At 40.9% G+C, this 13,346-nt stretch carries 12 protein-coding genes and 1 other annotated feature; of the genes, 7 read left to right on the top strand and 5 right to left on the bottom strand.

Annotated features, from left to right (window positions below; all coding sequences use genetic code 11):
- Positions 1-3: 3 nt before the first annotated feature.
- The 6 genes from CD33_RS08270 (at position 4) to trpA (ending at position 5,522) form a co-directional block, all read left to right on the top strand.
- Positions 4-486 (top strand): QueT transporter family protein, encoded by a 483-nt coding sequence (locus CD33_RS08270; protein WP_036200020.1) that lies wholly within the window; start codon positions 4-6, stop codon positions 484-486.
- Positions 487-723: 237 nt separating this feature from the next.
- Positions 724-974: a binding site (T-box leader), on the top strand.
- 80 nt (positions 975-1,054) lie between these two features.
- Positions 1,055-2,089 (top strand): anthranilate phosphoribosyltransferase, encoded by a 1,035-nt coding sequence (gene trpD / locus CD33_RS08265; RefSeq protein WP_036200018.1) that lies wholly within the window; start codon positions 1,055-1,057, stop codon positions 2,087-2,089.
- Entirely contained in the window at positions 2,089-2,886 is a 798-nt protein-coding gene (trpC, locus tag CD33_RS08260) for an indole-3-glycerol phosphate synthase TrpC (protein WP_036200016.1), read from the top strand. The genes trpD and trpC overlap by 1 nt, the downstream gene beginning before the upstream one ends.
- A 1-nt stretch (position 2,887) precedes the next feature.
- Positions 2,888-3,508 carry a phosphoribosylanthranilate isomerase gene (locus CD33_RS08255; protein ID WP_036200015.1) on the top strand — a complete coding sequence of 207 codons (621 nt, stop codon included), beginning with the start codon at positions 2,888-2,890 and terminating at the stop codon, positions 3,506-3,508.
- A 44-nt stretch (positions 3,509-3,552) separates the two neighbouring features.
- Positions 3,553-4,743, top strand: coding sequence for a tryptophan synthase subunit beta (gene trpB / locus CD33_RS08250; RefSeq protein ID WP_036200012.1), 1,191 nt, complete (start codon positions 3,553-3,555; stop codon positions 4,741-4,743).
- Entirely contained in the window at positions 4,740-5,522 is a 783-nt protein-coding gene (gene trpA, locus CD33_RS08245; RefSeq protein WP_036200011.1) for a tryptophan synthase subunit alpha, read from the top strand. Before trpB ends, trpA begins: the two co-directional genes overlap by 4 nt.
- 44 nt (positions 5,523-5,566) lie before the next feature.
- Here trpA and CD33_RS08240 read toward each other — a convergent pair whose 3' ends face one another.
- The 5 genes from CD33_RS08240 to CD33_RS08220 all read right to left on the bottom strand — a co-directional run bounded on the left by CD33_RS08240 (position 5,567) and on the right by CD33_RS08220 (position 12,096).
- On the bottom strand, positions 5,567-6,019 hold the full coding sequence (locus tag CD33_RS08240) for a VOC family protein (RefSeq protein WP_036200009.1): 453 nt from the start codon (positions 6,017-6,019) through the stop codon (positions 5,567-5,569).
- Positions 6,020-6,137: 118 nt separating this feature from the next.
- Positions 6,138-7,091 carry an L-threonine 3-dehydrogenase gene (locus CD33_RS08235; protein ID WP_036200007.1) on the bottom strand — a complete coding sequence of 318 codons (954 nt, stop codon included), beginning with the start codon at positions 7,089-7,091 and terminating at the stop codon, positions 6,138-6,140.
- Positions 7,092-7,508: 417 nt separating this feature from the next.
- Positions 7,509-8,075, bottom strand: coding sequence for an integrase (locus tag CD33_RS08230; protein WP_235863338.1), 567 nt, complete (start codon positions 8,073-8,075; stop codon positions 7,509-7,511).
- Between the two features lie 259 nt (positions 8,076-8,334).
- Positions 8,335-8,793 (bottom strand): general stress protein, encoded by a 459-nt coding sequence (locus CD33_RS08225; protein WP_036200006.1) that lies wholly within the window; start codon positions 8,791-8,793, stop codon positions 8,335-8,337.
- Between the two features lie 252 nt (positions 8,794-9,045).
- On the bottom strand, positions 9,046-12,096 hold the full coding sequence (locus tag CD33_RS08220; RefSeq protein WP_140422963.1) for an ATP-binding protein: 3,051 nt from the start codon (positions 12,094-12,096) through the stop codon (positions 9,046-9,048).
- 94 nt (positions 12,097-12,190) lie between these two features.
- Between CD33_RS08220 and CD33_RS08215 the strand changes: the two genes are divergently transcribed.
- Positions 12,191-13,318 (top strand): response regulator, encoded by a 1,128-nt coding sequence (locus CD33_RS08215; RefSeq protein WP_036200002.1) that lies wholly within the window; start codon positions 12,191-12,193, stop codon positions 13,316-13,318.
- The last annotated feature ends 28 nt before the right edge of the window (positions 13,319-13,346 follow it).

Genomic DNA, 13,346 nt, shown 5'->3' with positions numbered 1-13,346 from the left:
AATATGAAGGTAAAATTTTTGGCAACAACGGGAATCATTGCAGCTCTTTACATCGCTGTAACCATGTTAGTTGCACCGTTTGGATTTACGGAAATTCAATTCCGTGTTTCAGAAATGTTTAACCACCTAGTTGCGTTTAACCCACGCTATATGTTGGGGATTGTCATTGGCGTATTTATCTCCAATCTTTTCTCGCCACTAGGCTTATATGATTTAATATTCGGAGTTGGCCACTCGATTATTACACTTGCCATCTTCATCTTAATCTGCAAGTTTGTAAGTAATACATGGCTACGTTTGATCATCAACACGTTTTTATTCACGTGTACAATGTTTATTATCGCTTTCGAATTAAATCTTGCACTCGAACTTCCATTCCTATGGACATGGGTTACATGTGCAATCGGTGAATTCGTTGTGCTGGCAGTTGGTGTCCCTATCATGCACCTATTAAATAAACGATTAAACTTCAAGGATTTAATTTAATACTGAAACCAAGAACAAAAGTGACTATTCTAAGGAACGTTTCCTATTATAATGGGCCACTTTTTGATTCTTGGTTTTTTTATTATATAAAAAAGCAACAATTTAATTTGTCAGAAAACATTGACAAAGGGAATGATTACCTCTACAATTCTAGTTAACTAATTGTTCGGATACGGTAGCAGGCTGTGGGAGCACAGCCACCGTTTGAGCAAAGCAGAGTTTAGACGAGAATAGCAGAGTAAATTGATGAATAAGAATAGTAGCGGTTTTTGGTCGCTTCAGAGAGCTAGTGGTAGGTGAAAACTAGTGCGGACAAAATCGTGAATGGGCCTTATGAGAGCAGCTGGCATTCGCTAGTTGACGTATTTCCTACGTTACAAGGAAGTGTTTTTATATTTGAAATCATTATATTGCTGTAAAAACACGCCAAGGTGGGAGTATGCAAATGCTTCAACAGAGGTGGCAACGCGGTATCAATCGTCCTCTACAAAAGGAATTTCCTTTTGTAGAGGGCTTTTTTATTGTCTAATCTAACCTGCTAATAACAATTTCAGGAGGATGAATATTAATGACAATCCACTCTTTCACAAGCCATGTAAAGAAAAATGCTAATTTAGCCTACGAAGAAATGCTTCAAGCCGCACAATTGATTTTCAATGAAGAAACACCGAAAGATGCGATTGCCGAGCTTTTAATCGCCTTAAGCAAAAAGGGTGAAACGACGGAAGAGATTGCCGCTCTTGCAACAGTCATGAAATCATATGCCCTTCCAATAAATCTTGCAGAGGGCAGCTATCTTGATAACTGTGGTACGGGGGGCGACGGATTACAGAGCTTCAACATTAGTACAACATCTGCTTTTGTATTGGCAGCCAATGACGTTTTGGTTGTCAAGCATGGCAATCGCAAAGTTTCGAGTGCTTCGGGCAGTTCGGACGTTCTGCAGGCATTGGGGATTCATACTGATTTTACAATTGAGGATTCAGTTCATTTACTCAATAAAACAGGTATTACTTTCCTGCATGCTCCAAATGTACATCCTAAATTGAAGCGTATTGGTGAAGTTCGTCGTGCTATTGGGAGACCTACCATTTTTAATATGGTTGGCCCATTAACTAATCCGGCCAATTTAACGACACAGCTTGTGGGCATTAACCGTCCTGACTTCGTGCGCAATTACGCAGAGGTCCTCCGTTTGTTGGGTCGCAAACGAGCAGTCGTTGTTTCAGGTACACAAGGAATGGATGAGGCTTCACTTGATCAGGATAACTCTTTTGCCCTTCTTGAAAACGGCGAAATTAAATCCTTCTCAGTTGATATTAGCGCACTTGGTTTAACCCCTGCCCCAGTCAGTGCACTACGTGGTGGTAATCCGGAAGAGAATGCGAGTATTTTAAGAGAATTACTGGATGGCAAGCAGAGTGCCTATTTCGATGCTGTTTTACTAAACGCCGGTCTAGCGTTATTTGCAAATGGCAAGGCGACTTCGGTTAAAGATGGTGTTGAATTGGCCCGCGAAAGTATTTTATCCCGAAAGGCACTTGAGAAACTTGATGCCGTCGTTGAATATAGTCAATCCATTTTAAAGGAGCGTGCAGTATAATGACGATTTTGCAGAAGATTTTAGATTACAAGGCAACACTTATCCCTTCACTTCTGGCCGAAGATCCGAAGTTTGAAGTGGAACACAAGTCCCGCGCCTCTCTATATGAAACTTTAAGAAAAGCCGATACACTACAGGTGATTTCAGAAATGAAGCGCGCCTCCCCTTCAAAGGGGCCCATCAATGAAGGCGCAGATCCAATTGAACAGGCTCAGAAGTATGAAGAGGCCGGAGCAGCATGCATCTCGGTTTTAACGGAAGATAAATTTTTCAAGGGGTCTTTCCAGGACTTAGCGGCTATCGCAAATAGTGTGGATATCCCCATTTTGAATAAAGATTTCATCATTCATGAAGTGCAAATCGATTATGCCAAAGCAGCTGGCGCTTCAGTGATTTTATTAATTGTCGCCGCATTAACCGATGAGAAATTAAAAGCCTTCCATGAGTATGCAAGCGCACTGAATCTTGATGTTCTAGTTGAAGTTCATAACGAAGAGGAATTGGATCGAGCCTTAGCCATCCACCCTAAAATTATCGGGGTGAATAATCGCAATCTAAAAACTTTCGACGTCGATCTTTCCCAAACAGAACGATTGGCCCGTAAAATGAATGCCCAAGAAGATATTGCGTTTATCAGTGAAAGTGGAATCTGGAATGCCGGGGACGCCGAAAGAGTAGCAAAAGCCGGGGCTCGTGGCGTCTTAGTCGGCGAATCGCTCATGGTAAGCGGCGATGTAGAGCATGCTCTTTCCTCATTACAAGTCCCGCTTTCCAGCTTTATAAAGGGCGTGAAGTAATATGGCAAAGGTGAAAATATGCGGACTTAAGGAAGAAGAACATGTTCTGGCAGCAGTTGAAGCCGGCGCTACATGGATTGGGTTTATGTTCGCACCGAGTAAACGCCAAATTTCCATAGACCGAGCCAAGGAACTTGCAAAGCTGGTTCCCCCTGAAGTGAAAACTGTAGGTGTTTTCGTGAACCCTACCGGTCAGGTAGTGCAACATGTAGTTGAAAATGTCGGCCTTGATTACGTCCAATATCATGGCAGCGAGGAACCTGCTTTTATAAAACAGTTAGGCTATCCTTCCATCAAGGCTATTTCCATTCGCAGTTATGAAGACGTACAAAATGCCAGCTGTTATGATGTGGATTATTACCTTTTTGACGCCCCAGGCACAGACTATGCCGGTGGTAGTGGCCATGTATTTGAATGGTCCTTGCTAGAGCGGCTTTCCATCCCAAGAAGCCGTGTGCTATTAGCAGGTGGACTGAATAGTGACAATGTCGCCCGGGCCATTACCCAGGTTGCACCTTTTGGAGTCGATGTTTCAAGTGGTGTCGAGAAGAAGGGCGAAAAGGATAGCAGGCTGATTAAACAATTTATCGAAGCTGCAGCTAGTACAGGTGTAGCTAAATAAATTTAGATTCATTTTTTATCATATTCCTTAAGGAGTGAAATAGGATGACAACAGAAATTAAAGGACGTTTCGGTCGTTTTGGTGGACAATTCGTTCCTGAGACATTGATGACCGCTCTACAAGAATTAGATGAAGCCTATGATGCGGTTAAACTTGATGAAAGTTTCCAAGAAGAACTTCGCTATTACCTAAAAAACTATGTTGGCCGCGAAACACCGCTATACTTTGCAGAACGCCTGACAAAAGAATGCGGTGGAGCCAAGATTTATTTAAAACGTGAGGATCTCAACCATACAGGTGCACACAAAATTAACAACGCCCTTGGGCAGGCGCTGCTCGCAAAGCGCATGGGCAAGAAAAAAATTGTCGCCGAGACTGGGGCCGGCCAACATGGTGTTGCAACCGCGACGGCCTGTGCCCTTCTAAACTTGGAATGCATCGTTTACATGGGGGCTGAGGATGTTAAACGCCAAGCTTTAAATGTTTTTCGTATGGAGCTGCTAGGTACAAAAGTGGTGGCGGTCGATAAAGGCTCCGCCACGCTAAAGGACGCCGTTAATGAAGCGTTGCGACATTGGGTAACGAATATTGAGGATACACATTATATCTTAGGCTCGGCAATGGGCCCTCACCCATTCCCTACTATTGTGCGTGATTTCCAGCGTGTTATTGGAGATGAAACACGGGCCCAAGTTTTGGAGGCTGAAAATCGCCTGCCGGATGCTGTAGTGGCTTGTATTGGTGGAGGCAGCAACTCCATCGGTATGTTCTATCCATTTATACAAGATAAAGATGTCGCATTGCATGGAGTGGAGGCTGCAGGAAAAGGCATCGAGACGGGCAAACATGCTGCAGCAATTAACCGTGGCCAAACAGGTGTATTGCATGGTGCCTTCATGTATCTTTTGCAGGATGAAAATGGTTTTGTTCAAGAAGCGCATTCCATTTCAGCGGGTCTTGATTACCCAGGGGTAGGTCCCGAACATTGTCATCTACATGACATCGGTCGTGCAACATACGGGAATGTGACGGACGAAGAAGCACTTGAGGGCTTAAAATTACTATGCCGCACAGAAGGCATTCTTCCCGCCCTGGAAAGTGCCCATGCTGTCCACTATGCTGCAAAATTAGCCAAAACCATGTCGCCTGATGATATTCTTGTCATTTGTTTATCTGGACGTGGGGATAAAGATGTCCATACAATTTCTGAAGCTCTTGGAGGTGATTTAAGATGAGCCAATTAAAAGATGCCGTGTTATCTGCTACCTCTCAGGGCAGTAAAGCCTTCATCCCTTATATAATGGCGGGCGACGGCGGCTTGGAGAAATTGAAACCGATCATCCTGAAGCTTCAGCAGCTCGGGGTGACGGCGATTGAAATAGGTATTCCATTTACCGATCCTGTAGCGGACGGTCCAACCATCGAGAGGGCTGGTGAACGCGCTTTGGCAAACGGGACTACTTTGCGGAAAGTGATTGAAACGTTGACCGGCTTTGCAGATGAACTCACCGTTCCACTTGTTGCCATGACTTACTTAAATCCGATTTTAGCTTACGGCGTAGAACAATTTGCTGCAGACGCCAAAGCAGCTGGTATACGTGGATTGATCATTCCTGATATGCCTTTGGAGGAAAGTGCAATTGTCCACCCTGCACTCTCCAAGGAGAGAATTTCCCTTGTTCAACTCGTTTCATTAACAAGTACCCCGGAGCGAATGGAACGGTTGACCAAAGCAAGCGAGGGCTTTATCTACGCAGTTACCGTAAATGGGATTACAGGCGCCCGTTCAAGCTTCGCCAATGAATTACAAGAGCATTTTAAAAGGATTCAATCCTATACGGATACCCCTGTATTAGCAGGCTTTGGCATCTCTACTCCTGATCATGTGAAAGACTTCGGCTCTTTTTGCAGCGGTGTGATTGTTGGAAGTAAAATTGTTGAAAGTATCGTAAATGAAGATTGGGCAACAATCGAGGATTTAATCGGCGCTTCTAAGGTAACTCCTGTGAAATAATATAGCAAGGCATCCCTGACATTCGGAGGTGATGCCTTGCTTTATTACCTTGCTTTCCACTCTTCCAGCGTCATCATTTCAAATTCTTCAATTACGTCAAGACGAAGTGGACAAATTAATTCAATGGAGTTTCCATCCGGATCAGAAAAATAGATTGCACCATGTGCGTGCGGATTATTTGGGAGTACAAGCGGCTGTTGTTCTTTTGTAAAACCAAACGAGGTACGTACAGGTATTTCCAATTTATCCAACCATTTTTTTGCGCTTTCTAGATCTTCAATCTCCACCTTGAATGCTAGGTGACGTATCGAAGGGTGATATGGAAGATGGACCTCCTCACTTTCCCAAAGACCTAACCAGCTTTCTCCTTTCACTATCCAAAAAAATGCTAATTTCCCCTTTCGGAATGCCATTTCTAAACCTAACTTTTTATAAAACTCAATGGAATTATCTAAATTGCTTACCGGTAAATGAGCTTCATATATTCCTCTAATCATTCCTTCAACTCCCTACTTTTAACTGATTATACTCCTAGTAATGGTTTTTCGGATTCATTCTTTAGTCCAATATTAAAAAGCACAGCCTTCGTTTCAGAAGGTTGTGCTTACTTTCTATCTATGAAATTGCTCTTTGGTCCAACTTTGCTCTTAATTTTTCAAGCATATCAACTGTCATATTTTCCAGGTTATAATCCGCTTTAAAGCCCCACTCTTCCTCGGCAGCCGAGGAGTCAATGGAATTCGGCCAGCTATCCGCGATGGCTTGGCGGACCGGGTCTACATTGTAATCCATTTTAAATGTTGGGATATGCTTTTTGATTTCTTCAGCGATTTGGGATGGCTCAAAGCTCATTGCCGTTATATTAAAGGCGTTACGATGTTTCAGCTTCGAACCATCAGCCTCCATTAAATTGACAATTGCTTGTAATGCGTCTGGCATATACATCATGTCCATATAGGTACCCTCAGCAATGTACGATGTGTAACGTCCTTGCTCTATTGCCTTATAATAGATATCCACTGCATAATCCGTTGTTCCACCGCCTGGAGGGGTTGCGTATGAAATTAACCCCGGGAAGCGGACACCGCGCGTATCCACACCAAAACGGCTGTAGTAATAATCACATAGTAGCTCCCCTGCTACTTTGTTGACACCATACATCGTCGTTGGACGTTGCAGCGTATCCTGGGGTGTGTTGTCCTTGGGAGTCGATGGACCGAAAGCCCCGATTGAACTTGGCGTAAAAAATTGCAAATTTAATTCTCGCGATACTTCAAGGGCATTCATCAACCCACCCATATTTAGATTCCATGCAAATTGAGGATTCTTTTCGGCAGTTGCAGATAGTAACGCAGCCATATGAATCATTGTATCTGCACCGAAATCTTTGGAAAGATCATGCATTTTCTTCGCATCTGTTACATCCAGCAACTCGAACGGCCCACAAGTATCCTCCGGTTTACGAATATCTGTAGCTAATACATTTCCCACACCATATATATCACGCAATTTCACAACCAGTTCCGAACCGATCTGTCCTAATGCACCCGTGACAATTATTTTTTTCATGTTCGCACCCTCCCTCGATGTTAAAAAAGCCTATCTCACTATTTTTTTTAAAAACTCTCATCTACGCAAACAAATGTACACTACAAAAATACAATAAAACACTGTTATATCAACGTTTATAGCGATTTTTATTATACTTCGTTCTTTTATAAAAGACAATATGAATTTTTAGTCTTTTCTATTTATGGCTCTCCCCTATCATATGCAGGCCTTTTCTTTTGGGTATTTGACATGGACTTTTTCCGAGTCTTTGCAAACTGAAAATCAAACAAAAAAGCATTTCCAAACGTTAAGTCGTGTCCGACAATTCAGAAATGCATTCATGATTTTTTTTATAATTCACTATAAAATTTGTTTAACCCTTGCTATATGAGGGTACAAAGTTAAAAAGCAAATAACTGGTCGCTATTTTAAAACTTAAACCGTCTGCAGCGTTTGATGCATTACCCTACTGTAGATAGCTAAATCTTCTTCATATATACTATTATATGTAGCCAAGCCTTGGTTTTTTATCAATTCGAATGTAACCTCATCAACCAAATTGGCCTTTTCATTCAGTCGTTTGGCATTATGCCATGCCGTCTCTTCGAAAGTGATATTCATTTCATGCTCTTCTATGATAATCGACAAAAGATGCTCATTCGTATAAAGCTCTCTTTCCGAATGCTCCGCTTTAATTTCCATTATCTCCAGTGTTCGACTCAGCGATTGCTGTAATGCTTCCCGATCCATGGCATGACCAAGTTCGTGCATTGTTAGCGTTATTACATACTGCTCAAATGGAATTGCTGCCTCAATTTCTTTCCATGCTTCCACTAAACGGCATGCATCAAATCCCACACAATTACTGATAAAATTATATGTCATATTAATTCCCGACTCATCCTGCTTCACTTCATTATGCATTCCAACAGCCTGAATCGTAGAAGTAATTAACTGATAAAGATACTCTTCATTGTAATAATCTTGCATATTGTTTTTCATTTCCCCTTTAATGTCGGATTCCAAAATCAATAGTTGCAAAAATCTCAAGCGAGATTAAATATATCCTAATCGTAGGGAAGTTTCAAGCAACCAAGTTGGCAAATTTTTGAAATTGAAACTCTCTTCTTGATAAGGCTGAGATGTCGAACAAGTAAAAAAGGATATTTAAAGCCAATGCTGGCTTTAAATATCCCTTTTCGTCACAAGTAATTACTATGGTTTTAGGTAATAGTGAGATTACTAGTTTAATAAAAGATTATTAATTACTTTTTTTACGGCCTCGACTGTTTTTACTGGCCTCGCCGCCTTTGCGGCCGGCTTCTTCACGACTCATTTTGCGGTCATTGCTGCGGCTGTTATTGTCGTTGTCGTTATTGTTGTTGTTATTGTTTTGATTAGCTTCTCCGCCTTTACGGCCGATTTCTTCATAGAATTCTTCCCCGTGGTTTTCCGCAGTAGCCTCTCCGCCCTTACGACCGATTTCTTGATAGAATTCTTTGCCATGAGTTTCTGCAGTGGTTTCTCCACCTTTGCGGCCGATTTCTTCATAGAACTCTCTGCCGTGGTTTTCTGCGGTAGTTTCCCCGCCTTTTCGACCGATTTCTTCATAGAATTCACGATCATGATTTTTGGAGGTAGCTTCTCCACCCAAGCGTCCCGCTTCTTGAACAGTCATTTTTCCATTCTTTTCACCGTTATTATTGCGTTTGTTAGCCATATTGAATTCCTCCTAAAAATTTTTTCAGCTTACTATTGGTATAAGCTTATTAGATATATTCCCAGGAGTTGGATGGATAAACATTTTTCTGCCGGTTCCCCCATTTTTTATGCTAATATTACATGAAAAAGCTTAATAATACTGGTTTTTTCGCACATTATTACAATTTTATTGCATTATCTTTTCAATATACCCTTTGCATATGAATGGTAGTTGGGCATGCCGCAAATTGTACATAAAGATAAGCGAAAGCTATGGTCTATCACGCAACATAATCACGATTTGCGTTCCTTCCCCTAATGTACTATTCAACTCAAACTTCGAATTTTGCATCAGCGTGATTTTTTTAAATGGATTCAGAAAACCAAGTCTTTTGCTTTGCCCTTCAAGCAGCTGCTGTTGTTGTTCATTCGACATTCCTACGCCGTTATCCTCAATAACGATTCGAACATATTCACCATCTCGTTGGATTGAAATCACTATTTTCGCCTCATGTTCTTTGTTTACCAAGCCGTGATGGATGGCATTTTCGACCAAAGGCTGCAAGGTCATGGACGGGATTTTGCAATCGATGGTTTCATCAATATCCAGTTCCACATGCAATTGCTTAAATCTTATCTGTTCAATTGCTAAATACGCCTCCACAAGTTCCATTTCCTCTTCAATGCTTATGATGCTTTGCTGTTTTTGGAAGTCCAGTTTTGCACGGAAGTAAATCGAGAGATACTCCAGCGCCTCCCTGGATTTCTCTACATCCTCGTAACTCAATCCAATTATTGAATTCAATGTATTATAGAGGAAATGAGGGGTGATTTGCGCATAATAATACATTAACTCCTGCTTAACAGATGACTCCACCGCTTCTTTCATTGCAAACAAAGATTCGATATGCGATATAAATTCCTCTTTCATGATCGGTTTTCGCATTATGGCATTGATTCCTTTTTTATAGAGCATTTCCACATCATCCAGCCGGTCTGTTCGCGATAGTAGAATAATCGGTAGCTCAGTGATCTGGAAAAGTTCTCGGATTTCTTCTATTACATTCCAAATAAAATCCTTTGGCATATAAACATCGATAATGATTAAATCCAGGCGTTTCGTTGAAATGAGGGCTTGTACACCTTCCACACCGTTATAGGCACAGACAGTATATCCATTTCCCGCCAACGCCTCCGTCATTTTCAACAAATCATTTTGATCCTGATCTATGATAAGAACTGTTTCTTCTTTTTTCCCCTCTACATACACAGGAAATTTTGTTCCTGCGGCGAAATCACTTCCTTGCATTGATTCCATTGCGGCAGCGGATTGTTCCATCGCATCCTTGACGACAAAGTACCCTTCATAAATCGGAATGCTGATTATGACAGTGGTTCCTTCCCCAACTTTTGATTCTATCGAAATGTCGCCATTCATCAGCTTAATATATTGCTGGGCTATGCTAAGTCCCACCCCGAGTCCGTTCTTTCGGTTTTGAGGAACATCGGGAACTTGGTAAAAGGTATGAAAGACTTGATGCAATCGATGTTTTTCTATACCGATACCGGTATCTTTTATCGTTATATATGCAAATTTCCCTTTTTCATAAACATCTACAACAATCTCTCCGGCTTCTGTATATTTAACGGCATTATGCAAAATGTTGCTAAGAGCCTGTTTCAATCGTTTCTCATCCGCCATTACTATCGGTATGTTTGATGAAATATGATTCTTGATTTTGACTTTATCAGTTTCTTTAATAAAAAATGAAACTTCATAGATTAACTCATTAAGTAAGTGTAATGAAGTCGGGGTTATTGCAAATTGCATGTGTCCTTTTATTTTTGAAGCATGAAGGAAGTCATCAACGATTCTTCTTAGTTTTTTTACGCCAGCCCCCATTGAAATAACAGCTTCCTGCTGCTTAGTCTTTAATGGTCCCGCATTCCCATCCATCAGCACTTTCGATGATTGCAAGAGCTCATAAAGCGGCTTATTCATTTCTTGTGAAATCTTAACTAAGAGTTCATCTTTTATTTCATTCTGCAAGAGTAGTTCCTGCGTGAGCCGATTCACTTGTTTATTCGCTTTCTCATTTCGATAACTGATAAAATAGGCGATTGAAATCATCAGTATTAATTGGGCCATTTTCGGCCAATGCTTCATATCGACCTCAAATAACAATTCCAGACCGAGCGACGCTGCGTAACAAATAAAAGCTACTACCGAAACAAGTAAGATAATTGCATCTTGCCTATCACGTATGATTGCCCTCACAATTATAAACAGCGTTAACAATAAGCCGCTGCCAATTGTGATAACTGGTATGATTTGAACAACGATAGGCGGGAATTCTCTATAAATCCAACTGACAATGGGATTTTCTATACTATAAATATATGTAGCTATAAAAACGACACCAGTGATCGTCCACATGACATATTTTTTTACACTGTCTTTATATATTTGATAGAAAAATAGGGTTAAAAAAATGACGGCCAGATGAAGCGATAAATACTGCCACTGCCAAAGCAGCCTATTTCCCATTTCGGGTGCATAGTTTAAAAGTAATTTTTCATTTTGGGTAGCTGTCGAAACTCCCTGTGCAAAACAATACAGCGCAAAATATAAGTCCGCTGCTGCTCTTCTCCTAATGATAGTAAAAAGCAAGAAAATCAGCCCTACTAAAAATGAACCAGCAATAATCGCGCAATCGAGGATGGTTGCCCGTGCTGTGTAATTGCCAATAGCCTCCGCACCCCCAAATACAATCGGTCTTACAATCCCCCCATTCGATTTATACCGGTGTGCCACTTGTATAACGATTTCAACTTCACCGTTGGAGCTCTTGGCGAACGTATTAAATTTCCTTTCCATAAAACTATAATCTGATAGTTTGGTTGTGGGATTCCCCATTCCCCCAACTTCAACCCCATTCATAAAAACTTTATTGGCATGTCGAATGGAATTGATACGAATTCCGTAAACTTCATCCTTTGGTACTTTTACAATGACACGGTATGTTCCGACTTCCACGTCATTTTCCGAATTAACTTGGTTTTCCCAACTCCCTGGAACTTGAATCAAGCTGGGGGATGATGCTGTCTTTTCTATTTGGCTGGGGGTCAGTAATTCATCTGCATAAAATTCCCATTGCCCATTTAATTTTACCGTTCTTTCTGATGTTCCATCTGTTGTATCGATTACACCCTTTTTTACATTCATATTTGATGGGTCTATCGGGAATAAACCTAGACAAAAAACTGTAATGGTGATTGCGAGCATACAGACGGAAATCATGATTGCCCACTTTGTTTTCAACTGATTGATCCTGCCTTTTTATAGTATAAATAGTAATTTGTAACTCTACCTGTGTATAATAATAGCAAAGTGTAATATTCTGGTGGTGAATAATTTGATAAAAGCGGTATTAATTGACGATGAACAATTGGCCCTAACAACATTGGAAAAAAAATTAGCTGAATTCCCGGATGTCCAGGTTCTTCACTGTTATCTAGGAACCGAGTTCAAACTTCACGATCTACATCATCTGGACGTGGACGTTATCTTTTTGGATATGGAAATGGGGGAACTGACTGGTCTGGATTTAGCGGATTCGATTCAACTTACTTACCCCAACATACAGATTGTATTTGTAACGGCGCATGCGGATTATGCTGTACGGGCATTCGAAATAAATTCATTGGACTATTTACTTAAACCAGTTACTTCTGCACGTCTAAAAAAAACATTGGGCCGCCTTCAGGAAGCTCTTGATCAAATTAAGGGTCCTTCCACTACTTACTTAAAGAATTCCGAAATCCCATTCGAAATTAAATGTTTCAAAGAATTCCAATGTATCCATAATGGCCAGCCCATTGCTTTTAAAACAACGAAAACGAAAGAATTATTTGCTTATTTTGTTATTCATCGGGATGTCCCTATCCATCGCGATGTATTGATCGAAGCTTTATGGCCCGATCAAGATTACAAAAAATCAAAAATCAATCTACATACGTGCTTATCTTATTTGCGCAAACTTTTAAACAACTATGGGTTCTCTGACTGTATTTCTTTAGTCAATCATAGTTATATATTTTCTTTAAGAACAATATCTTGTGATTTGCACCAATTTCAACAGTTAGTGCAATCCATTGAAAAAGTCGATGAATCTACCATTCATTTCATTCATGAGTGTATCGAATTGTATAAAGGACCTTTATTTGAGCTTAACCACTATGATTGGGCAAATGCGATTGCTGCACGCATATCAAGTGATTACTTAGGCGTACTTGACAAAGCCGCGCAGTACTTTGCTGCCACTGACAGCAGCAAAATGCTGTATTATCTGCAGTTGCAGCTTCCCTTATTTCCTTATGATGATAAAAAGGTGGCAAAATGCATGTCCCTTCTCATCGAGCAAGGCTATCGTAATGAAGCCATTAAGCTCTATATCGATTTCAAAAATCGGTTGGAGAAAGATTTGAACGTTGCCCCTTCGTCCGAGCTTGACGAGCTATACCATCGTATCGCGTTCGTTTAAAAAGTGTTGCAAAATTATTTTGCAGCAC

The sequence above is a fragment of the Ureibacillus sinduriensis BLB-1 = JCM 15800 genome (assembly GCF_000772955.1).
Taxonomy (GTDB): Bacteria; Bacillota; Bacilli; order Bacillales_A; family Planococcaceae; genus Ureibacillus; species Ureibacillus sinduriensis.
This window is presented reverse-complemented; position numbering and strand designations above follow the sequence as displayed.